The 22,680-nt window shown below is 52.9% G+C and carries 17 protein-coding genes; 3 read left to right on the top strand and 14 right to left on the bottom strand.

Annotated features, from left to right (window positions below):
• Positions 1-3: 3 nt before the first annotated feature.
• Positions 4-849: a transporter substrate-binding domain-containing protein gene (locus R70331_RS05400; protein ID WP_231576410.1), complete on the bottom strand. Its 846-nt coding sequence runs from the start codon at positions 847-849 to the stop codon at positions 4-6.
• Between the two features lie 595 nt (positions 850-1,444).
• Here R70331_RS05400 and R70331_RS05395 point away from each other — a divergent pair.
• Positions 1,445-2,848: a transposase gene (locus R70331_RS05395; RefSeq protein WP_052418870.1), complete on the top strand. Its 1,404-nt coding sequence runs from the start codon at positions 1,445-1,447 to the stop codon at positions 2,846-2,848.
• 421 nt (positions 2,849-3,269) lie between these two features.
• Here R70331_RS05395 and R70331_RS05390 read toward each other — a convergent pair whose 3' ends face one another.
• Entirely contained in the window at positions 3,270-5,249 is a 1,980-nt protein-coding gene (locus R70331_RS05390; protein ID WP_042173515.1) for a GTP-binding protein, read from the bottom strand.
• 474 nt (positions 5,250-5,723) lie between these two features.
• Here R70331_RS05390 and R70331_RS05385 point away from each other — a divergent pair, with 474 nt between their 5' ends.
• Positions 5,724-6,692 carry an S-layer homology domain-containing protein gene (locus tag R70331_RS05385; protein ID WP_052418932.1) on the top strand — a complete coding sequence of 323 codons (969 nt, stop codon included), beginning with the start codon at positions 5,724-5,726 and terminating at the stop codon, positions 6,690-6,692.
• Positions 6,693-7,228: 536 nt separating this feature from the next.
• Here R70331_RS05385 and R70331_RS05375 read toward each other — a convergent pair.
• Complete coding sequence (locus R70331_RS05375; protein ID WP_042173511.1) at positions 7,229-7,954, bottom strand: hypothetical protein; 726 nt, start codon at positions 7,952-7,954, stop codon at positions 7,229-7,231.
• 248 nt (positions 7,955-8,202) lie between these two features.
• Between R70331_RS05375 and R70331_RS05370 the strand changes: the two genes are divergently transcribed.
• On the top strand, positions 8,203-9,231 hold the full coding sequence (locus R70331_RS05370; RefSeq protein ID WP_081947479.1) for a CdaR family transcriptional regulator: 1,029 nt from the start codon (positions 8,203-8,205) through the stop codon (positions 9,229-9,231).
• Between the two features lie 164 nt (positions 9,232-9,395).
• Here R70331_RS05370 and R70331_RS05365 read toward each other — a convergent pair whose 3' ends face one another.
• From R70331_RS05365 to R70331_RS32275, 11 genes are all read right to left on the bottom strand, one after another.
• Positions 9,396-10,538: a glycerate kinase family protein gene (locus R70331_RS05365; RefSeq protein WP_042173510.1), complete on the bottom strand. Its 1,143-nt coding sequence runs from the start codon at positions 10,536-10,538 to the stop codon at positions 9,396-9,398.
• 20 nt (positions 10,539-10,558) lie between these two features.
• The gene (locus tag R70331_RS05360; protein WP_042173508.1) at positions 10,559-11,854 is read right to left on the bottom strand and encodes a GntP family permease; all 1,296 of its coding nucleotides are present in this window, start codon (positions 11,852-11,854) and stop codon (positions 10,559-10,561) included.
• Between the two features lie 596 nt (positions 11,855-12,450).
• Positions 12,451-14,679 carry a Tex family protein gene (locus R70331_RS05355; RefSeq protein WP_042173506.1) on the bottom strand — a complete coding sequence of 743 codons (2,229 nt, stop codon included), beginning with the start codon at positions 14,677-14,679 and terminating at the stop codon, positions 12,451-12,453.
• Positions 14,680-14,799: 120 nt separating this feature from the next.
• Positions 14,800-16,008: an MFS transporter gene (locus tag R70331_RS05350; RefSeq protein ID WP_042173503.1), complete on the bottom strand. Its 1,209-nt coding sequence runs from the start codon at positions 16,006-16,008 to the stop codon at positions 14,800-14,802.
• 242 nt (positions 16,009-16,250) lie between these two features.
• Positions 16,251-16,805, bottom strand: coding sequence for a TetR/AcrR family transcriptional regulator (locus tag R70331_RS30340; RefSeq protein ID WP_052418931.1), 555 nt, complete (start codon positions 16,803-16,805; stop codon positions 16,251-16,253).
• A 206-nt stretch (positions 16,806-17,011) separates the two neighbouring features.
• On the bottom strand, positions 17,012-17,362 hold the full coding sequence (locus R70331_RS05340; RefSeq protein ID WP_039870351.1) for a type II toxin-antitoxin system PemK/MazF family toxin: 351 nt from the start codon (positions 17,360-17,362) through the stop codon (positions 17,012-17,014).
• A gap of 3 nt (positions 17,363-17,365) precedes the next feature.
• Positions 17,366-17,647 (bottom strand): CopG family ribbon-helix-helix protein, encoded by a 282-nt coding sequence (locus R70331_RS05335; protein WP_039878289.1) that lies wholly within the window; start codon positions 17,645-17,647, stop codon positions 17,366-17,368.
• Positions 17,648-17,858: 211 nt separating this feature from the next.
• Positions 17,859-19,040 (bottom strand): alanine racemase, encoded by a 1,182-nt coding sequence (alr, locus tag R70331_RS05330; protein ID WP_042173501.1) that lies wholly within the window; start codon positions 19,038-19,040, stop codon positions 17,859-17,861.
• A 230-nt stretch (positions 19,041-19,270) separates the two neighbouring features.
• Complete coding sequence (locus R70331_RS05325; RefSeq protein WP_042173499.1) at positions 19,271-20,353, bottom strand: LolA family protein; 1,083 nt, start codon at positions 20,351-20,353, stop codon at positions 19,271-19,273.
• A 164-nt stretch (positions 20,354-20,517) separates the two neighbouring features.
• The gene (locus tag R70331_RS05320) at positions 20,518-21,735 is read right to left on the bottom strand and encodes a hypothetical protein (RefSeq protein ID WP_042173497.1); all 1,218 of its coding nucleotides are present in this window, start codon (positions 21,733-21,735) and stop codon (positions 20,518-20,520) included.
• A gap of 9 nt (positions 21,736-21,744) precedes the next feature.
• Positions 21,745-22,542 (bottom strand): methyl-accepting chemotaxis protein, encoded by a 798-nt coding sequence (locus R70331_RS32275; RefSeq protein ID WP_269322281.1) that lies wholly within the window; start codon positions 22,540-22,542, stop codon positions 21,745-21,747.
• Between the last annotated feature and the right edge of the window lie 138 nt (positions 22,543-22,680).

Here is a 22,680-nt window from a genome sequence, read left to right as displayed (position 1 = left end):
CTGTTACTCCATCAGCTCTTTTTTAGGCAGGTAATCGCCGCCCAGCTGTTCTTCGCTGATTTTCAGCAACGAGCCGTCGTTATACATTTCTTTGATTCTATTGTTGACTGCATCGAGCAGTGTACTGTCAGCGGATTTCGAGAAGAGGATATAAGAGCCCGGATCGCTATTCTCGGTGGAGAAGGCTACGACCTTCAGGTTGGTGAAGCCATGCTCTTTAATCGCTTTTTCAGCGGATACGCGGGAAATGATGCGCACATCATATTTACCTGCTTCAATTCCTTCAAACTGCTTCACAAAGTTCTCGTCAGTGTACAGAATTTCTGCTTTGGCATCCGGGTGCTCTTCATTATAGTTCTCAAGCAGTGTTGCACCGGAATTACCTACTTCAGTTACAGCCTTATAGCCTTTCAGGTCTTCAACGGACTTCAGCGTCTCGTCATCCTTGCGCACAACAAATACATTGGCATTCTCGATGATCGGCAGGGAGAAATCGTATTTGCTGCGTCTTTCTGCGTTAGAGCTGAAGTTGTTCGCACCAAGCTGGAAACGCCCGTTATCAAGGCCAGTCAGAATACCTTCGAATTCAATCGCCTGAACATCCAATTTATATTCCGGAAGACCTTCAAAAACAGCCTTCATAACTTCCACATCATAACCTGTCATTTGACCGTCTTTTTCATAGCTGAACGGATTGCTGACTCCGCTTGTAGCAGCGGTGATTGTCTTTACGTCTGCTCCCGCATTGTTCTGCGCTCCGGAGTTTGCCGCATTATTGTTTCCGCAGCCCGCGATCACAGCACCCAGCAGAAGGGTGAGAACACCCGGCAACAATTTCTTTTTCATCATAATAACTTCCCCCTCGTCTAATAACGGAACAATCATTCTGTCTGATGATGTCCAACTTATCATAGTCATTTAGTCTGGAAACATTATGTCACGGCATGTAAACTGTGTCAAGGTAAACGGGCAAAGCGTTGACGAATGTTGGCGAATAAAGTCGACAACAACGGCTGAGTAATCCCGGTCCAAATGGCGCCCTAAATGCCCCCTTCACCATTGTTTCTACTATATATATGGTTGGCTGACGTCTCCTTCTCAGGCACTATTTCAAGCACCAGCTTATAGAGCGCCTGAAATTATAGGGTGCCTGAAAGAGGCGGAATTTACCCGCTTCTTTTTATGGATTTTGAATTCGAATAACTGCACTCTGTACAACTATAGTCGGGATATTGGAGCTGATTTCCGAAATAGCTGCATTCCGGAGACAATTTCATAATTCAAAACCCTTGCTATACCTGGTTTTTTTGAGCATAGAAAAAGGAGTACCTCCCCAAGTTCTCGAAGTTATAGGCGACGAAACCAACACCCGAGAAGAAAAGAGGTAATCCCTATCTATTCTATTCGACAAGAAGAGCTGTTTTCCTTCGAGGAATTGCTCCAAATGCGCCCGGAAGATAAATACAGCCAAATCTTTGATCACTTAAACCTGGCTCCGGTCCTGCACGTCCTCCGGAAAAAGAACCACCGTGGGCGGCCACAGGAGCTAAACCTCCCTGCCATGATCTACTCGCTGCTCATCTCAAAAATGGAGGGCATTGAGTTTGTTTCTTCCTTGGTTAGGCGCCTTAAGCATAGCGAGGAATTTCGGGCGCAGTGCCGATTTACCGGCTCGAACCCTATTCCGAGCCTGGCTTCATACTCCCGTCTGATTTCTGCGCTTGAGCAAACGGGAATGCTTGAGCAACTGCAGGATACCTTGGTGCTGTCTGCCATGGAAGAGGGCTTTACTACGGGCACGCACCTTGCCGTTGACTCCTCCATTGTGGAGGCTTGGGATTGCCAATTCAGTGAATCTGCGTCGAAATGCCGAGCGGCCCGCCGTGCCAAAAAACCAAGCAAAGCTCCAGAAATCCAGCAACTGGAGTTCGAGAATGCCGAGCCAGAGCCTCAGCCAGCGAACGAACCGCTTAAAAAACCAGTCTACCGACGTGGGCGGGCTTCTGCGGAAGAAAAAGAGCGCCGGCGTCTGGAACGGGACGCTTATGAAGAGACCTTAGCGCCCTTTGAGAAAACGATTGAAGCGATGCTATCTTACACCTATAACGAGCTCCTGAGCACGATCCCCCGGCACGCTGCACGCTTTGACAAGAAAAATACAAAGGGCAGACTCACCAGTTACTACGGATTTAAGGCAAACGTACTGGTGGATGCGGATTCTCAGTATGTGCTAAGCGGTGTCTTTAGTTCGGCGAATCTGAATGACCAGCGGATGGCCGTCCTGCTCCTAAAGGGGCTACACCTGAAGTTTCCTGGGCTGAAGGTGAAGCATGTCTTGGGCGACAAAGGGTATGACAGTTCGGCCATTTACCGGTTGATTCATTCCTTAGGCGCTTTTCCTATTATTAAAATGATTCACCACAAAAAACCGCCTGAGGGGATGAACCAGGACTACACCCCTGTGTGCTCACAGGGACACGCCTACCGTTACGACAGTTTCGATGCTAAGTACGAAACGCTGCGTTACACCAAGCCTAACCAGTGCAAAGACTGTCCGTTTTCCGAATCCGGCTGCCAAAAAGTGTTTAAAATCCGAATCCAAACCGATTTGCGTAAGCATGCCAACCCAGCAAGAGGAAGCGAGAGCTTTACGCAACTGTACAAGAAACGAACGGCTGTAGAACGTGTTTTTGCCTATCTCAAAGAGTATTTTGGGATGAAACGCACGCGTCACCGCGGCGTCCGGGCAAGTGTCGATTTCCAGCTCAGCACATTGGCCTACAATTTGAGTAAGTTTGCGCTAGACAAGTTGAACAAGCAGTTAAGAAACTCCCAACAAGTGGCCTGATTTTTTTAAAAACAAACTCAGATTTTGGCCCAGTCTTGCTTTCCAGCAAACTGAATTATGAAATTGTCTCTTCCGTACAATTAAAATACCGATTTGCGGGGAAAATCCGGATTTGGGCGGGTTTTAGTTGCACAAAGTGCAGTTAACTCCAGAAATAAGCTACTTTCCGGGATTTTAGTTGAACAGAATACACTTATCCGGCAGCCGGGGGCGTCAGACTGGATTTATAGCGCCGGTTTGCCAGCTTTATAAGCTAACTTTTACGCATCTGCCTTACATCACAGCCTGCTTCATCAGCCTTTTTTGCCCCCAGGATTGCCAACCGCCCGCCTTACCGCCTGTGCGGCATACCGCCAGTCAGCTTTACCGCCATCCAGCCAAATCAGCCCGCTGCACTAGCCTGCCATTCAAGCAAACTTAATCACCCCTGTAGCGCTTTCCGTACACTCAAAATATACTTCGCCTGGTCCAGCGGGTTCACACCCCGGCGTGTGCGCCGGGCGGTGACGTCCGGCGGGCACGGCTCGTAGCCGGCAAAGGCGGATGCGAAGGTGCTGCGCCCCTTCGTGTAGGAGCTGAGCGTCACCGGATAATCCAGTGACGTAGCCAGCGGCAGCCGGCCCTCGATGATCATCCGCTCGCCCTGCAGCACCGGCGGCTCGAAGCTGCCGCGCATCTGCACGAGATCGTTCATCACCCGGCCGGCGTTCTCCTCCGGCAGGGCGATGCGTACAGTCAGAACCGGCTCCAGCAGCCGGATGCCTGTCCGGTTCAGCCCGTCCATCAGCCCCATCGGCGTAGCAACCGCAAAATCCAGCGGATGGGTATGCCACACATGATGATTCCCCTCTACCAGCGTCACCTTCAGGTCGGTGACCTCCCACCCGTGCAGTCCCTGCTGCAGCGCCTCCGGTACGCGGCGCGCCGTCTCATTCTGGTATTGCGGCAGCAGGTCGGAGCTGCGCACCACTGATTCATACACAAGACCGCTGCCCGGCGGTCCCGGCTCGATCTTAAACCGCAGAATCGCCCAGCACGGCTTCGGCATCAGGTAGGCGACATAACCTTCGCCTGCAGCACGCGGCGTCTCCTTATAGATCACCGACGGCTGGCCGAAGGTGACCTTCAGGCCGTAACGGCTCTGCAGCACGCTGTCCAGCACCTCCAGCTGGATCGGCCCCATCACCTTAATGTGCAGCTCGCGTTCCTCCGGCAGCCACTCCGCGCCAAGCTGCGGATCTTCATCCGCCAGCTCCTGCAGCGCGCTGATCACCTTATGGTCGTCCATGTCTGCATCCCAGAATACCCGCACAGTCAACAGCGGCACAGCCAGCTTCGCCTCCTGCGGGACCGCATCCGGCCGGCCAAGCACATCGCCGATCCGCACGCCGGACAAGCCGTAGACTACCGCGATGTCGCCGGCTTCAAGCGCACCAACATCCTCTGTGCGGCCGCCTTCCACCTTGCGGATTTGCGTCACTTTAGCCTCTGTCGCCTGGGAGTGGTTCGTTACCGTATCACGGTTGCGGATCGTACCCTCATAGAGACGGACGAAGGCCATCCGGCCCATACTTTTGTCCCGCTGGATATTGTAGACGATGCCGGACACCGGCTGCTCCGCAGCTCCGCCCGCCCGAGGAAAATATTCTGTCATCGCATCCAGCAGCTCCGTAATGCCGATACCCTTAGCTGCAACTCCGTACACGAGCGGGAACAGGTGTCCGGCGGCAGCGGCGGTTTGCATGTATTTTTTCCAATAAAGAAGATCCGGCTCTCCGCCCGCCATATACAGCTCAAGCAGCGACTCATCCCGTTCCGCGAGCGTTTCCAGCAGCTCCGTCCGCGCAGCCGCGTCCGACTCACCAGACCACGAATCCGCCGCCCCGCTGTATTCCTGCTCCCTGCCAAGCGGCAGCTGCACCGGAATGATGTCACCCGACAGATAGGTCCGCGCCTGTGCCAGTACGGCTTCCGGGTCCGCACCGGTCCGGTCCATTTTATTGACAAAGATCAGCGTAGGAATCTCCAGCTTGCGCAGCGCATTCCAGATCATCTCGCTCTGGGCCTGTACGCCTTCAACCGCCGAGAGGATCAGCACCGCACAGTCCATCACCCGCAGGCTCCGCTCCACCTCAGACAGGAAATCGACATGGCCCGGCGTATCGACCAGGTTAACCTGCACGCCCCGCCAGCTAAAAGAAGCCAGCGCTGCCCGCACCGATATGCCCCGCTGCCGCTCCACCTCCATCGAATCGGTCACCGCTGTTCCGCTGTCCACACTGCCCAGCGCCCGGATACGCCCGCTTTCATATAAAATATGCTCCGTAGTCGTCGTCTTCCCGGCATCGACATGGGCAAAAATCCCGACATTCATCCGCTGTACGCGTTGCTGCTGATCCATCTATTGTCTCCAGTCCTGTAGTTAAAAGTTATAATAACGTTCTCATCCCTCAAGTGTACTGTGAAACTGCAGCTTGGATCAATCCTTGAGCCCTGCTGCGGGTGGTTCATTCCGGCGGCTATTGTCACGAAGGAATTCAACTGAGGGAACACGGCGGCAGCATGATCTTGTGCTATTGATACGAAAATTGGCGATAATACCTATTAGCACAATGTCCTGTAGGAAGTGAAGCTTCCGGTTGAATTCCCGGAGGGCAACCATCCGCTAGAGCAGGCTCCAGGCAAGCCGGAGGAGGCTTCGTTTCCGGTGTGGTTCCTATCCTCAGACGAGGCATTTCATGTAACGGGGACGGAGATTTTTAGGGATGGCGCAGAGCCGCTGCTGTGCGGTTAACCATTCAAATTGCATTTATTTTGCACGAGTCTGCAACCTTTTGCCGCTTTCCCCCATCTATGAGTATAAGAGGTGAGGCACATGAAGAAATTATCATTCCAGGCCCGCGCTAAAAAACTGACAATAGCGTGCGGTATTCTGGCAGCAACAGTATCTATGGGAACATCGGCGTTTGCCTTTTCCGATATGAAGGGCGATGCCAACGAAGCAAAAATCAACGCACTGCACAGTGAAGGCATTGTTAACGGAGTAACCAGTGATTTATTTGCACCAAAAGCAAAAGTAACCTTTGCCCAGGGCGTGCAGTTTATCGTAAGCGGCCTGAAGCTGTCCCCTACCGAGTCCGGTAAGGCAAGCGATTATTTTGACAAGGTAAAAGACAATGCATGGTATGCATCCGCATTCGTAGCAGCCAAGCAGAACGGGCTGGCTCTGGACAAGACTGTAGATCCTAACGGATCGATCACCCGTGCCCAGTTCGCCCATCTGCTGACCCAGGCACTGCAGAGCAAAGGGGATTTCCCGGTAACTATGATGTATGCTATGGTCTCTGACGGCGACAAAATGACCAATGAGCAAATGAACAGCCTGCAGATTTTGTACAACACACGTATTGTAAGCCTTGGTGCTAACGGCACCTTCCGTCCGACCGAAGCGGTAACCCGCACTGAAGCGGCAGTATGGATCTACGATGCAGCCAAGTTCGCCAAGGAAGTCATCACTCCGGACGACAGCGCAGAAGCTCCGGCTTATGAATATGATTCAGAAGTGAAGCTGGAAAAAGCGGCCGACGGCATCAGCAAAGCTACCGTCACCGTTAACAACCTGCCGAATCCGGGCTACGGCCTGGCCATCGACCGGATTGAATTCGGCAAGGATAAGACGGCTGTGATCTACTTCAGCGTAACCAAGCCTGACCCGAACAGCATGTACCCGCAGGTCATCTCCAGCGCATCCGCTGTGACCTACCTGCCGGAAGGCTACACTGCAACAGTGCAAGCTTCGGATGGCAGTGCCGCTGGTTCGAGCTCAGCAATTAAGTTGCAATAATAAGCAGTACTAAAAACAGGCCGTGCTTACCCTAAAGGTAGGCACGGCCTATTTAAATGTTGTAACTCATCATATGCTAGTCCTTCTGTTTTTTCTTCTCTATATAAATCCAACTGTAGTAAGTAATCCAAAAAGCAAGTATAGCGAGGAAGGTATAATATCTTTTTTCGTAAGGCAGCGTGGCAGCCAGGATGATAGTTAAAATGAGGAACGGCGGTAACAGGATGAAGTACTTCTTTTTATGAAGCTTACTCATTTGTGTTAACCTGTGAGAAGATGACTCCAAAAATGATTCCGAAAATAAAGCCAAACAATACGCTATCAAGGGCTACCCAAAACAGAACTCCGAAGCAAAGACCTAAAGGAATGCCAGTCGTAAGCGATTTATTGCTCATGGTAAACACCTCACTTTTTTATTTACTACGATTTGACAGCATTAAACGTTTCGGTAATTTGGAAATGGAGCCCAAAACAAAAAGAAAACGCAGCTCCCATACCATGACGGGATTGCGTCTTCTTTTACAATCTTACTCCGTTTAAGGCGTCCACTCATCGTGAACAATCCCCACCAGAATCCGGTCCTCACCAATTTTTTCAAACACGAGCCGCAGACTGCGCCAGTCCATCCCCTGATACTGCGGATCAATGCTGCTAATGTGGTAATCTACATAGTCATATTTGTCGGCTGGGTATACTTCAGTAATGTTATTGATCATCGTGCCTTTATCCTCTGCCGTGTTCAGGGAAATCCGCGCATCCTGTACGAAATCGGCATCATACACAAAACGTTTGAAATATTCGGCAAAAGTCAGCTTTATCGGCTCTCCGCTTCCCTGGAAGCTTCCCCATGTGTGTTGTTCGGAGTCCTTCATCAAACCGCTGATGTCCTCTTTCCTGAACACAAGGTCATTCTCAGTGTCCACATAACCATACGGTGAAAAGCGAACCCCCTGATCCCTTGATACCCAGGCCGCCAGTGTGTCCATATTACCGTTCTCCAAGGCTCTCATCACTGTCGAGGCTGCTTCGAGTGCAGTCGGCGGTGTTCCTTCATCAGGCACTGCCGACGGGGATGCAGCAGATGGCGCAGCAGACGGTTCCGGTGCCTGGCTTGGTGCCGGAGTTCCTGCGGCAGGCTGCTCTGTCTGCACCGGTGTTGCTGTGGCCTCCGGCTCCGCTGCCGGCGTATTGCTGCAGGCAGCAAGAAGCACGAACGCCGCCGCAGCCATGGCCAGCTTACCAGTCTTTTTTACAGTATGCATAAAACCCCTCCTTAATTTGGTTGCTGATATAGTTTAGACGGTCCGGTGGCAGCTTTTGTTGCTGAATCAACGGCTTCACCACGCCTAAATGTACCTTGTCTGCTTTGCCCGCAGGCTTCTCTAAAAATACACATTTCCATCTTTAATGAAGATAATGAAACCGTTATAATTTTGTTCAAGTGCACAAAGTACATCGTTCATGCCGCTCAAGGGTATCTTGTCCGGCCTGGCAGAGGAGGATTAACCGGTTGTTGCAGCTCTCAGAGAAGCAGGCGCAGGAAATTGTAGACAAAATGATGATGGACATCCCCTATAATATCAACATTATGGACCACGAGGGCATCATCATCGGCAGCGGAACCCCGGAACGGGTCGGCACTGTTCATCAAGGAGCGGTGAAAGCTCTTGCTACCGGAACCATGGTCGAGGTCTGGCAGGACGGCCGTTATGAGAAAAAAGGCACCAACGAGCCTATAGTGATCGCCGGCAGCCGTGTCGGTGTAATCGGCATATCCGGCAACCCCGATGAGGTCCGCCCGTTCTGCAGCATCGTCCGGACTACGGTCTCTCTCCTGATCGAACAAAGGAACACGCTTGAGGATCTCGCCAATGAGGCAAGCCGCAAAAAGGCTTTTTTGGAGCTTCTGCTGTCCCACCAGGGAGCCTACACCCAGAAGCTGCGCAAGGAAGCATCTGCGTATCAGCTGGATCTTTTACTCAAAACAACAGTACTGCTGCTTAAAAATTTTGTTCCGCTGGAAACACAGTCTAAACTGCTGCTTAAATATCCCTCCTTCCTGATCGAGGAAGGCAGCTGGCTGATCCTGGTTCAGAATCTGGAGGACTGCGCCCCGCTTATCCGCCAGCTGCTGGAAGGACAGCCCCGGGCCTTAGCCGCAGCAGGTAAACTGGAAGCCAACATCGCGGAGAGCTACCGCCAGGCCAAAGCAGCCATGGGCATTCTGCTGGCACTTAAACCCGGCAGGCAGGCAATCCATTACGCCGAGCATGAATTTCTGGTGAAGCTGAGCCATGCCAATCTCACCGCAAGTGCCGGCACAGTGGCTAAGCTGGAGGATACCGCCGATCTGCTGGAGACGCTGCGCAGCTTCATTAACCATAACTGCAGTGTCTCCCAGACCTCCGAGGCGTTAAACATCCACCGCAACACTCTGCAATACCGGCTGAAACGGATCGAGAGCCTGACCGGCAAAGACCCGCGCAATCTGCTCCAGCTGCTGGAGCTTACTTATGGCCTGCTCGCATTGTATAAGTAATACTCACCTGATTATAATTAACCAACCCCCGGCGATGCAGCTCTGCCAGTCTGTAAATGGCTCCATGGTCTAAGCAAAAAAAAGGCCGTTCCCGCACAATAACATGCTCAGGAGCTGGCCTCTAATGGGGTTGTTTCTATGTTCTAGTCTGTTTCTATTGCGCCTTACTCGGCCAGCTTCAGCACTCTGGCGATATTCTCACAGGTACGTTCGACATTGGCCGGACCGTCCTTCAGCAGCTTTTCCAGATCCGAAGCACCTGGAACGATGCCGAAGATCGCGTCGATGCCCTCCGCATACAGGGTGTCGATGCCTTCACCGATGTAGCCGGCCAGGGCGATGACTTTTTTACCGCCGGCTTTGGCGGTGGCGGCAACACCGTAAGGGGTTTTGCCGAATTTGGTCTGGAAGTCGATGCCGCCTTCGCCGGTGAATACCAGATCGGCACCCGCCATTTTTTCCTTCAGGCCGGTATATTCGATTACAATCTCAATCCCGCGCTGGAGTGTTGCCCGGGTGAAAATCATCAGCCCTGCACCAAGCCCTCCGGCGGCTCCGGCACCCGGCAGATCGCGGACGTCTTTGCCAAGCTGCTGCTTGACGATATCTGCATAATGGGCCAGATTGGCATCGAGCTGCTGAACCAGCTCAGGTGTTGCGCCTTTTTGCGGCCCGAATACAACCGATGCGCCCCGTTCGCCGCATAGCGGATTGGTCACATCACAGGCCACGATCAGCTGCACCTGCTGCAGACGTTCATCCAGCCCCGACACATCAACACTTGCCAGACGGTTCAGACTGCCGCCGCCGCGCGGCAGCACCCTGCCATCAGCATCCAGGAATGTTGCGCCAAGCGCCTCTGCCATCCCGGTGCCTCCGTCATTTGTCGCGCTGCCGCCGATGCCGATAATAATGCTGCGGATGCCGCGGTCCAGACATTCCCGGATCAGCTCGCCGGTACCATACGTCGTCGTAATCAGCGGGTTGCGGTCTGCTTTGGCTACAAGCTGGATGCCGCTGGCCGAAGCCATCTCGATCGCAGCCGTAATGCCGTCGCCCATAATGCCGAATTGCGCCGTAACCGGCTGGCCCAGCGGACCTGTAACTTCTTTTGTATACATCTGTCCGCCCGAGGCGTCTACCAGGGACTGAACCGTGCCCTCTCCGCCGTCAGCCATCGGGACATGTATATATTCAGCTCCGGGATAAACCTTCCGCAGCCCTTTTTCCATTGCGATACAGACTTCCTTCGCGGTCATGCTCTCTTTAAAAGAATCCGGTGCCAGTACAAAGGTCTTCTCTCTCATTTCCTCACCCCATGTTTAGTTTAAAACAAAAATCCGTAGATAATTGTAGCCACAACCGCCATCGTTCCGCCGACAATTGCCTCGTAAGGCACTACGCCCATACGCTGCTTGATGCTCATTTTCATACTGTCTGCAGTCACGTGGAAGTAGTTCCCCTGTGGCAGCGAGTCGATAACCGTCGCTCCGGTGTGCACCATGACAGCCGCCGCCAGCGGTGCGGTACCCATATCCAGAATGGCCTGCCCGAAGGAGCCGGTAGCCAGAATAACGCCTGTTGAAGTGGAGGCCGTAGCTGCCGCCATCAAAATCCCCGAGATCGGTGCCAGGAATGTCCCGGAAATACCGGCCGTTTGAATCAGCTGTACCACCTGGGTGGACAGATCGGATGCCGAGATCAGACCGGCAATACCGCCGGCGCCGATCAGGATCAGTACCGTTGCCGTCATTTTACTAAGCCCGGAAGAAGTGTATTGCAGGATTTTCTTGCTCTGGCCCATAGCCAGCATACCGACAATCCCGGCAATAGGCAGGATGTACAGTGCATCCACCTTGAAATTGGCCAATGCCTCAATGCCGGACAGCGAGCCGATCGGATTAATCATCAGCAGGATGACCGCAACGAGCGGTGCGACAATGGCTTTGCCGAGCGGCGGGTACGTGGAAGTGTCAATGCTGCCGTTCTGCGCTTCCTCATCTGTAACCATATTTCCTTTCATCTTCAGGAGTGAAGCCACAATTACCGTTACAATCAGACCGCATACCGCCGGGATCAGTCCGGCCAGCATCACATGACTGAGATCGAGATCAAACCCGCGGGCTGCGGCAATCGTATTCGGATTGGGAGAGATAATATTTCCCGCTTTGCCTCCGCCCGACAATGCCAGCAGCAGCGCTGTTTTGGAGATGCCCATCTTGTTGCCTACCGACAACGCGATCGGCGCTACAATGAGCACCGCCACCGGAATAAACACGCCTACTGCGGTAATAATCATCGTTGCCAGCGCCAGTGCCAGGATGGCTTTGCTGCCTCCGAACTTGCGCACGATTGCCTGGGCTATCGTCTCAGCCGCGCCCGACTCCATCATCACTCCGGCCAGCACGCCAGCCGCAAGCACGCGCAGCACCGTCCCCATCACACTCTGTGTACCGCTTACAAGAACGCTTACAGTCTGCTCCAGGTTGGCACCGCCGATCAACGCCCCGGCAATAGCACCAAGAAACAAAGCATAAACAGGATTGAGCTTTCTCAGTATCAGAATAATGGCTAACGCCAGTCCCGCCAATGCCCCATACCAGCCAATTGTTAATCCTTCCATCGTTATCCCCCTACAACTCTTGTTGAACACGCTTTCAGTATAATGGCTCACAGAGAGAAAAAATATTGATGAACGGACGAAATCCATTGTGCAGTTGACCAACGGGTTAGCTGCTTAAGGAAAATGTAAAAAACGATATCGAAGCAGCCCTTTAAAGGCCTCTGTATCATTTATAGATACCACCAGCATCCCGGAGGTTCGTCTGCGCTGCGGCACGGACTACAGGCCGGACTACGGGCCGGACTACGGGCCAGACTACGGGCCAGACTACGGGCCAGACTACGGGCCAGACTACCGACCGGCTCTTAAGCTCAATCCATTTATGTGGAAAATAGCCAACTAAATCCCTATAAAATCAAAGTTTGAAGGTATTAACTGGAAAAAGTCCCTCTATTATTACCGAGATCACCTCAGTAAGGCATAATCTCCTGAATTAGGTGGCGATTATCCAACTAATCCTCCTGCATGTACCGGTTGGGTACGATTAGACGGCGAATATCCAACTAATGACGCTCACTGCAAAAAGCTGAGCCCTCCCCAACAACGGGGCAGCTCAGCTTTCTCATTAATCTCTGCAGAATGAAATCTTATCCGCTCTACTTCACGCTGCCCGCAGCCTCACGCGGCTGGCGCATGGTCAGGCTGACCCGGCCTTTCTTCAGGTCGACGCCGAGCACCCAGACGGTGACGTTGTCGCCAACGGAGACGACGTCCATCGGGTGCTTGACGAAGCTGCCGCTGAGCTGGGAGATGTGGACCAGCCCGTCGTTTTTGATGCCGATATCGACGAAGGCGCCGAAGTCGATGACGTTGCGGACGGTTCCCTGCATTTCCATGCCGGGAACCAGGTCCTCGATCTTCAGCACATCCGTGCGGAAGATCGGCAGCGGCAGCTCCTCGCGCGGGTCGCGGCCCGGACGCTGCAGGCTCTCCAGGATGTCGCGCAGCGTAGGCACGCCGACATCCAGCCTCACGGCGAGCTCAGCGGCATCCTGCGCTTCGAGCTCAGCCGCAACCTCGCGGCTGCCGAGCTTCGCCACGTCCAGCCCGAGCTCGCGGAACAGCCGGTCCACCACCGGATACGATTCCGGGTGGATCGGCGTGCGGTCCAGCGTATTGTCCCCTTCGGGAATACGCAGGAACCCGATGCACTGCTCGAAGGACTTGGCGCCAAGACGCGGTACCTTCTGCAGCTGCTTACGCGTGGTGAACTTGCCGTTCTCCTCGCGGAACTTCACGATATTCTTGGCGATGGTCGAGTTGACGCCCGCCACATAAGAGAGCAGCGACGGCGAGGCCGTGTTCACGTCGACACCGACATGGTTAACGGCCGATTCCACGACGGCCTTAAGGCTCTCCTCCAGATGCTTCTGCGAGACATCGTGCTGGTACTGCCCGACCCCGATCGCCTTCGGGTCGATCTTGACCAGCTCCGCGAGCGGGTCCTGCACGCGGCGGGCAATCGATGCGGCGCTGCGCTCGGCCACATCCAGGTCCGGGAACTCCTCCGCCGCCAGCTTGGAGGCGGAATAGACGCTGGCTCCTGCCTCGTTCACGATCAGGTACGCCAGCTCCGGATCACCGACCTCGGCAATCACCTCGGCCGTGAACTGCTCCGTCTCCCGCGAGCCGGTGCCGTTGCCGATGACAATCAGCTTGATGCCGTATTTGGCAATCAGCTCCTTGAACTTCGCCGCCGCCTCCTTCTTCTTGTTGTTCGGCGGCGTCGGATACGTTACGGCCACCTCCAGCAGCTTGCCGGTGTCGTCGACAACGGCCAGCTTGCAGCCGGTGCGGTACGCCGGGTCAACGCCGAGCACATTGCGGCCCCGGACCGGCGGCTGCAGCAGCAGGCTGCGCAGATTGCCCGAGAAAATCGAGATCGCCTGCGTCTCGCCCTTCTCTGTCATTTCCCCGCGCACCTCGCGCTCCACAGACGGCGCGATCAGCCGCTTGTAGGCATCCTCGGTCACAGTCTCCAGCAGCTCCTTGACCGGGGATGGCCCCTTGATCAGCTTGCGCGTGATAAAGCCGTGAATCTTATCGGGAACGATCTCGATCCCGACCTTCAGCACACTCTCCCGCTCCCCGCGGTTAATCGCGAGAATGCGGTGCGGCGGCATTTTATGTACCGGCTCACGGTAGCTGTAGTAGTTCTCATAGACACTTTCCTGCTCCGCATCCTTCGCTTCCGAGACCAGAATGCCCTGGCTCGCCGTATATTGGCGGACCCAGGCCCGGATGACCGGATCATCAGCGATATTCTCGGCGATGATATCCATTGCGCCCTGCAGCGCAGACTCGGCATTGTCCACACCCTTGTCTGAATCTATATATTTAGCGGCTTCATCAAGCGGCTGGCCCTGGCGGCGCTGCTCCAGCACCCAGTCCGCCAGCGGCTCCAGCCCTCTTTCCTTAGCCACGCTTGCTCTGGTCTTGCGCTTCTGCTTGTAAGGACGGTACAAGTCCTCCACTTCCTGCAGCTTAACCGCCTTCATGATCTGCGCCTGCAGCTCAGGCGTCAGCTTGCCCTGCTCCTCGATGCTGCGGATGACATCCTTCTTGCGGTCACCTAAGTTACGCAGATAACCCAGCCGTTCTTCAATGTCGCGAAGCACATTCTCATCCAGCTCACCTGTCATTTCCTTACGGTACCGCGCGATAAACGGAATGGTATTCCCTTCGTCCAGAAGTCCTACAGTAGTCCGTACCTGCTTCAGGCTGATGCTAAGCTCCTTCGCGATTGCCGCAAGAATCAGTTCCTGTTCCTGCCGGAGTGCTGCATCATCCTGCAGATTGCCGGTATTCGTATTCTCTGCTGCCAATAGTATCCCTCTTTCCGCACACATGCTGATATCATCATTGCCTACCCTAAAATAGTATCACAGATTGCCGCTGCGCCAAAGTTAACGGGATACTGCATCACCACACTGCACGCCAAAAGCTTACTTAGCCTGCACACTGCGCCGCGCCATCCGTTTAGCCGAGCTTAGGGACAGCAGGAAGCAGAGAACCAGCACCAGCGCAGCTGCCGCATACGGGAAATTAATGTCCAGATCGAACAGGACACCGGCGACAATCGGTCCGGCAATATTGCCAAGGCTGGTGTATGCAGAGTTCATCCCCATGACGAAGCCCTGCTGGGTCTCTCCGGCCATCTTAGACAATTGGGTACCGACAGCGGGACGCAGAATATCCATCGCCAGGAAGACAACGAACGTCACGGCCATAATCATGAAGTAGCCATGGACGAACAGTGTGAGCAGGATGAAGACGCCTGAAGCGAGCAGACTGACGGAAATGACTCTGTTTTCGCCAAAACGGTTCAGAATCCAGCTAAAAGCAGTCAGCTGCACCACTGCCCCGGCAATCGAGCCGAAGGTCAGCACAAAGGCGATATCCTTAGGAGTGAAGGCAAATTTATGATCGACGAACAGCCCGAACACCGTCTCGTAATTAGCTAGACCGAACGACATGACGAATACAATCACCAGTCCGACAAAATAAGGCTCCCGGTACGAGCGCACCAGCTGGGTGACCAGACTTTCACTCTTTTGCTGAGCAGCCGCCTTATCATGAACAGCCGCTGCCACACGCGACTCCGGCAATAAAATAAACGTGATAATAGCTACAAAAGCCGCCGCAATTGCCGCAGCGAAGAACGGAACACGGATACCGAACTCCGCCAGATAGCCGCCGATCCCCGGTCCGATAATGAACCCGGTCGTGATGGCCGCGTTGATCATCCCCATTCCCTTGGCCCGTTCATCCATTGAAGTGGTATCGGCCACGTAAGCCATAACCGCAGGCATGATCATCGCTGCCCCGACTCCGCCCAGCATCCGGGCCACGAACAGCATCCAAGGCAGCTCGGCTACACCGAACACAACCTCGGAGAGGGAAAAGACCACCAGCCCCAGCACGATAATTCTTTTGCGGCCCATCCGGTCAGACAATCTGCCGGCAAGCGGCGAGATAATCAGCTGGGTCAGTGAAAAGGCAGCGACCAGCAACCCGACAACACTGCCGCCGATATTCAGCTCATTCATATATGTCGGCAGAATCGGTACTACCAGCCCAATCCCCGTAAACGTTAAAAAGATACTGATCATCAGCATCAGCATGGCACCGCGGTTTCTCAAAAGCAAAGACATTGTGTTTCCCTCCGTTATTACACTTTAAGTTGGTATTAAATCGTCATACAGGCAGCTTCCTTCTAATTTCTGCTTATCCTGCATGGATCATTCATTCAATCATGTAAATAGACCGTTCCAGACAACGTATACAGATGTATTAAGACCGACCAGCCGGTCTAACTAACAGCCTGATAAGCCTCTTAGGCACATTGTCCGCTGTTCCGGCATAATTGCCTTGAAGCTTTAATGGGTTCATTTATTCAGGCCCGCATCCCCTGCAGCAGCAGACGCACGCCATCCCGGTAGTACTTCATTACTTCCGCCGTTCCTTCCGAAGGAGCCGTAATCTCTCGAACTCTGCCGATTCCCTCCAGCATACCGCAGACAACCACCACATACTGATTCAGATCGCCGCTGGCCAGATAGCCTGAGTCCATACCCTCCTGAAGCAAATTGCGGCAGGCTGTTGCCCCGGAATCGTACAGCTGCGAGAGCCGCTGATGAATCTCCTCCGTATGGGTCCGGGATCGTGCATATTCCTCAAGTCCGCAGATTAGCGGATTCTGAAAATCATTGGCATAATGCTCTCCAAGCGCATAGAAGCGCTCTTCAATTCCGCTGATTCTGGCCCGGATTAACTCCCATTCCGCGAGCCACTTCTCTGTATCCTCCTCAACAATGGACAGAAACAGCTCATCCTTACTTGGAAAATGATGATACAGGCTGCCTTTGCTCACTTTTGCTGCCATGCAGACCTCATTTACCGTTACCGCCGCATACCCCTTCTGCACAAACAGCCGGGCAGCCTGCTGCACAATCCGTCTCTTCGTTTCTTCTCCATCCGAACGTCCTTTTATACCGGTAACCCCCTTCTAAACCGACCAACCGGTCTAATTATAGCACGTGCTTAATGATTACTACAAAGATTATTACCGGGCTTGCCAGCCGCGTATATCAAAAAGACGCACTGCCTAAGCAATACGTCTTCTCCATTTAAGGGAATATTAGCTCCTGTCCCGGCCTAAAAATCAATCAGGCCCAGACTGATTTGCAGCGAATCATCCACCTTTTTCATTGTATCATCGTCCAGATGGGTGATCTTATCAGTTAAGCGTTGTTTGTCAATCGTCCGAACCTGCTCCAGCAAAATGACGGAATCCCGGTCAAAGCCGTGGGCAGCCGCATCAATCTCCACATGCGTCGGCAGTTTGGCCTTCTGGATCTGGGCAGTAATAGCTGCTACAATAACCGTCGGGCTGAACCGGTTGCCAATATCGTTCTGTATGACCAGTACCGGCCTTACTCCGCCTTGTTCAGAGCCTACAACCGGCGAAAGGTCGGCAAAAAAAACGTCGCCGCGTTTAACGATCAATATCTACACCCCGCTTACTAAGCGGCCAAGAGTACTGTCTGCATCTTCCTCCGCGAGAAATGCCTCGCTTGCCATTGTCAAATTGATCTTTGCCATCTCCATGTATCCCCGCTGCATCGATTCCCGGATTGTACGCTTTCTGCGTTCCGTCAGATACAGCTTCATGGCCTGCCTGATCAATTCACTCCGGTTAGAGTTCTCCAATTGGGCGATCCCATCCACTTCCTGCAAAAGATGATCGGGCAAACTGATCATAATTCTTTTGGTGTTCTGCAAATTGGCCAACTTCTCTTCCACCCCCACAAGCCTTCTGCCCTTGTGTTCCAGTGTTACAATATACAAGGAATTTTATACAAGGAATATATGCAGATAGTATATCAAGTATGCTGCATCCCATTATAAACTAGAAATGGCGGGACGTATAGACTATATGTCACAACAGCCCTTACGATTATCCTTTGTATTCTTTTCCTGTATACGATATTCTGTCACTTAATCAAGGCTTCAGCAGAGGGTTCACCAGGCTTTGAGCAGCACCTTCACGTATGTATACGCGGGGTACACGGTGAGCCAGCATACAGATTACTTCGTAGTGAATCGTGCCTAAATGGAGTGCCAGTTCATCCGCCGTAATGTAGGCGTTGCCCTGGCGGCCGATGAGTACAACCTCTTCGCCAGCTTGGATTTGTTCCGCTTCTCCAGCGAAAGATTTGAGCGTTACCATACACTGGTCCATGCAGATTGTTCCGACGACCGGAGCGCGGCGTCCGCGTATTAGCACCTCCGCCTTGCCTGTCAGCATGCGGGAATATCCGTCTGCGTATCCGACGGGCAGCGTCGCAATTACCTCTTCGCTGTCCGTGAAATAGCGGGTGCCGTAGCTGATGCCGTAGCCGGGCGGCAGTGTCTTGATATATACCGCCTGTGTCTTCAGCGTCATTACCGGGTGTAAAGCCACGCGCTCACGGTTTACCTCTGATGAGGGATAAAACCCGTACAAGCTTATGCCTACACGCACCATGTTACTGGATAGGAAAGGTGTATCAATGGCTGTAGCGCTATTGCCCGTATGTATGATCGGGATCTGTATATCCTTGTCCCGAAGCGCTTCCGCTACGCTCATGAACCGCCGGTGCTGCATCAGTGTATAGCTTTTGTCTTCTTCGTCTGCCTTGGCAAAATGGGTAAACATGCCCTCCAGCTCCGCCTGCGCTGTCCGGTGCACTTCTTCAATGAAGCAGGGGGCGTCTGCCGGCAAAAGCCCGAGCCTTCCCATCCCGCTGTCAATCTTGACGTGTACCTTCAGCCGGTGCTCCGGATCCGCAGGAAGCTGTCTTACCGCCTCCAGCACTTCCGGCGTGAATAATGTTACGGTTACGTTGTTCTCCCAGGCAACGGCTATGCCTTCCGGTGAGGTGTAGCCCAGCACCAGAATAGGAAGTAGTATTCCCGCCTGACGCAGCTCCAATGCCTCATCCAGAAAAGCCACACTGACATAATCCGCTCCAAGCCGTTCAAGCTCCCGCGTCACTTCCACTGCCCCGTGACCATACGCATTTCCTTTGACGCATCCCATGAATTTGGTTTCCGCCGGCAGCGCCGCCCGGAAAGCTTCATAATTGGCACGCAGATCATCCAGATTTATCTCGGCAACTGTAGGTCGATAGCTTGCTTGCACTTCAGGGTCACCTTCTTACATTGTAGTAAAACAACGCTTTAGAACTTTGCAGCGTTTGTAGTCTTACTGCCAATGGTAATGCTTAGCGAAGGGGGCTGTCAATGTGGAGCAAGGCTATCTTTTTTGCTAATCGTTCGGAGGTCCCGGCATCGTCATCTTTATAGTACAAAAAGCGGATACGGCTTGTAGAGGATTGGCTCCCACAATGCACTGTATCCGCCTACTGAATATTACTTACCCGATTGTGCCTGCATAGAAGCGGCAATCTGCATCATTTCGTCAAGCGGCAGATTCGCACTCGTGATCCGGAATTCCACTCCGTCATTCATCCACGTCAGCGTCTGCTGCTCGTCACCGGTAAGCGCCCCGGCAGTGAATCCCAGATCGACCAGCGTGGCCGGAGCCAGCGATACAGCGCGGTCAAGAGGACGGGCTTCCATAATCGTGTACTGGTAGTCCCCTTCATAACGGATGAGCACCGCATGATCCTTATTGCCTTCGATTTTGTGATAATCCTTATAGGTTACGCCTGCCGGTATGTATTCCGGCTCAATGACCCCGAAATCACCAGGCTCTGCTGCTGCCTGCTCTGCGTTTTCTTCTCCAGCCGGCGCGGTTACCACGTTACCGTTCTCGTCAACCTCGGCTATTGTGCTTTCGGAAGGCGTTCCGGCCGCCATATTCTTTTGCATATCAAAAGAATCCTTGGTGAATTCCGGGTCGAACTTGAAGCTGTCGAACTTCACATCCACTACAACCTTGGCTTCGGAATCGGAGACCTGAACCTGCTTAGGCTCATAGGTGCTTTTGGCCAGCCAGATCTTCTGCCGGACGAGTGCGCTGCTCTGGTAGTTCGCCGCCACCTCAAATACGTAATTATCGCCCTCTTCAGTCAGCTGGCGGTTGTTGTCGGCCGTAATGCCGCGGAGCAGCGTCTGGTACAGATAGACCTGACCCTGATTGTCCGGCCAGTCGCTCTGGAAGCGGAAGCTTTTGCCGAGGCTTGGAGTGAGCACGAATACCCCCTCATCGTTGCGCAGCACAATCTGCGTTACATCCTTTTGCACATTGGAGAGGCTGATCCGGTAATAGGAAGGGTTCTTATACCACACCTCCACCTTATACTCCTGCGGCTGCTCGCCGGTATAGAGGGTCATCGTACCCGAACCCTGATAGGCCCCCTGCTTACTTTCCAGCTTGTCAGACACAGCATTCAAATCCTTCACCACGGAAGCGGCATCCTTCTTCCCGCAACCCGCGAGCACCAGGGCCACGCTCATAATGATCGCGAGTACCCATGTTATCCGGCGCATGACATCATCCCCTTAACCTGTTTTGAAAAGCATTGATTAGTACATGTCTATGAGGGACTTGCCTGCAATATGCAGACGGGCATGACAAGCAGGAAGGATATTCACGGGTGGCCGCCGGCCGCGCACAAAAGCCCGTACAGGTGCACGGGCTTTCGGGTCTGATTCTATTTTAGCGGAATGAGCTGATTGTCATAGACGGTGTAAAAGCTGTTCTGGGTGAATAATATATCATCAAAATAGATCTTAGACTGTTCTCCAGCCTTGAGCGGGTAGGGTAACGAATACAGCGTTTTGTAGCTTTTCCGGTCCAGCACGGTCAGCGCTGTTTGGGTCTCAATTCTGCCATCGACTGTAATAGAGATATATTTATCGTCCAGCCGTAACCTGTAGAAAATCCCAGTAACGCCTATAGGAGACAGCGGGGTATGATTCAGCTGCTCGCCGCTGCCATTCAGTACATAGAAGCCTTTATTATTGGCGTATAAAAGCTTGCCGTCCACGATGTGGAGTATGTTGGTTGTCGGATCAATACCCTTTGTCCATTTCGCTTTGCCGTCTGTGCCTATAGCGACCAGCAGCGTGGTACTCTTTGATTTCTTTATTTTGAGGATATAGGTATCATTGTTCAGCTTGAGCGCTTGCTCTACTCTACTGCTCGCACTTAGCGGATAGCTTAGCTTCTTCTTGAGATTCCAGTCCAGAACGTCAAAAGAGGACTCTATATGCTGCGAGTTATATTTGAGCGTCAATATTTCATTCAAGGCAACCCCGCTAAGAAAATGGGAAGGCTGCATTTTGGGCCGTTCGAAGCTTTTACTCCAGGCTACGGTACCGTTCAGATTCACTGCGTAGACCGAGGAGTTGTCATGCACAAATAATTGATTGTTGATCAGACCGTCAATCTCAAGCGATCGGGGAAAGATTACTTCCCATTTCTTCGTGCCCTTGGGACTAATGCAATAAAGAAAGGTTTCATCAGAGAATTGCTTCAGCCCCGCGCCAACCAGACTATATAAATTACCTGCCTTGTCAAAAAAAGCACGATCACCGAACTTAAAGCCCCCGTAAATCGGAAGCTCCCACTCCACCTTATTCGTCTTGGTATTGATTGTAACGACATACTCCTGAAGCATTTGCCCCTTCGCATTACGCGGATTCTTACTCAGTATCGGCTCCTTGAAGTACAAAAGTCCGTTGGCCGTTCCCAAGTACTTATAGCCATAAGTAGAAACAGGGAAGTTAATCGGGGCTTGCCGCTCCAGCTCCAGCTCCCGCTCTGTCCCGTCAGCCGGATTGACTGCTTCCGCAGTTGCAGCGGGGAGATGACTGAGCGGAACAAAGACTACTATAAATACAATTAGAAGACTTAATATTTTTTTCATAGCATCTCCTTATATCAACCGGGCTATCTTCTCAATCTCTGCTGCGGAGGCAGCCAGCTGCTGCATGGAGGCCGTAATTTCTTCGGTTGCCGCAGCCTGACGCTCACTCTGTGCCAGACAGTCCAGCAGCGTTGCATCCAGCTGATGAATGTTCTTCTTGATTCTATCCAGGATGCCGGTAATCTCTTTGGCTGATGATGCACTGGAGACGGACATTTTCCGGATTTCCTGCGCTACTATGCCGAAACCCCGGCCGTGCTCGGCGGCATGTGCCGCTTCAATGGCTGCGTTAAGACCGAGCAGGTTGGAGTGGTCGGCCACTTTTTTGATGAAATCCAGAATCTCATCGGTCTTGTGCAGCTCTTCGACCACGGTCTGGCCGAGCCCCTTCAGATCACTTACTATGTTGGCCAGATCAGAAGCGGTGCCCGCAATTTCTTCCGAGGTCAAGCTGATCTCTTCGGAAGTGACCGTCAGCAAATTGGCGGCATCGCTTAACGTTTCCTGGTTGCTGAGGCTGATGCCAATGGTAAACACACCGGTCACTCCCCCTTCCCCGTCCCGGATGGGCATAGAGGTTGACTTGAAGGGCAGGCCGTAGATTTCTTTGGGAATATTAGCACTTACCGTCTCACCTGTCTCCAGCGCTGCTCGTATTCCTCCGCTTGGCGGGACGGGCATGCCCTCCCCAATGCGGACATCCAGCTCCACTCCCGGAAGATAGTAGACGAACTTCTCTACATCCGCCAGAGCGAACATGACATCAATAGGAAATAAACGCTGCACTAGCGGCAATGATATTTTCAAAGATTCCAGCAACTGCCCATGACTTGTTTCATTTTGGTTTATCAAAGCTTTTCAGCCTCCGCAACATCATTTTTGCTCATTATAGCATAGGAAAAAATATTTCCATGTTACATATGTGCTGCTTGACAATAAAGTTAT

Origin of the sequence: Paenibacillus sp. FSL R7-0331 (genome assembly GCF_000758645.1) — a bacterium.
In the GTDB taxonomy this organism is placed as follows: domain Bacteria; phylum Bacillota; class Bacilli; order Paenibacillales; family Paenibacillaceae; genus Paenibacillus_AQ; species Paenibacillus_AQ camerounensis.
This window is presented reverse-complemented; position numbering and strand designations above follow the sequence as displayed.

Coding starts and splice junctions, on each gene's coding strand:
- R70331_RS05400 (WP_231576410.1), bottom strand. CDS start 849: ATGATGAAAAAGAAATTGTTGCCGGGTGTTCTCACCCTTCTGCTGGGT.
- R70331_RS05395 (WP_052418870.1), top strand. CDS start 1,445: ATGCGCCCGGAAGATAAATACAGCCAAATCTTTGATCACTTAAACCTG.
- R70331_RS05390 (WP_042173515.1), bottom strand. CDS start 5,249: ATGGATCAGCAGCAACGCGTACAGCGGATGAATGTCGGGATTTTTGCC.
- R70331_RS05385 (WP_052418932.1), top strand. CDS start 5,724: ATGAAGAAATTATCATTCCAGGCCCGCGCTAAAAAACTGACAATAGCG.
- R70331_RS05375 (WP_042173511.1), bottom strand. CDS start 7,954: ATGCATACTGTAAAAAAGACTGGTAAGCTGGCCATGGCTGCGGCGGCG.
- R70331_RS05365 (WP_042173510.1), bottom strand. CDS start 10,538: ATGAGAGAGAAGACCTTTGTACTGGCACCGGATTCTTTTAAAGAGAGC.
- R70331_RS05360 (WP_042173508.1), bottom strand. CDS start 11,854: ATGGAAGGATTAACAATTGGCTGGTATGGGGCATTGGCGGGACTGGCG.
- R70331_RS05350 (WP_042173503.1), bottom strand. CDS start 16,008: ATGTCTTTGCTTTTGAGAAACCGCGGTGCCATGCTGATGCTGATGATC.
- R70331_RS05325 (WP_042173499.1), bottom strand. CDS start 20,353: ATGCGCCGGATAACATGGGTACTCGCGATCATTATGAGCGTGGCCCTG.
- R70331_RS05320 (WP_042173497.1), bottom strand. CDS start 21,735: ATGAAAAAAATATTAAGTCTTCTAATTGTATTTATAGTAGTCTTTGTT.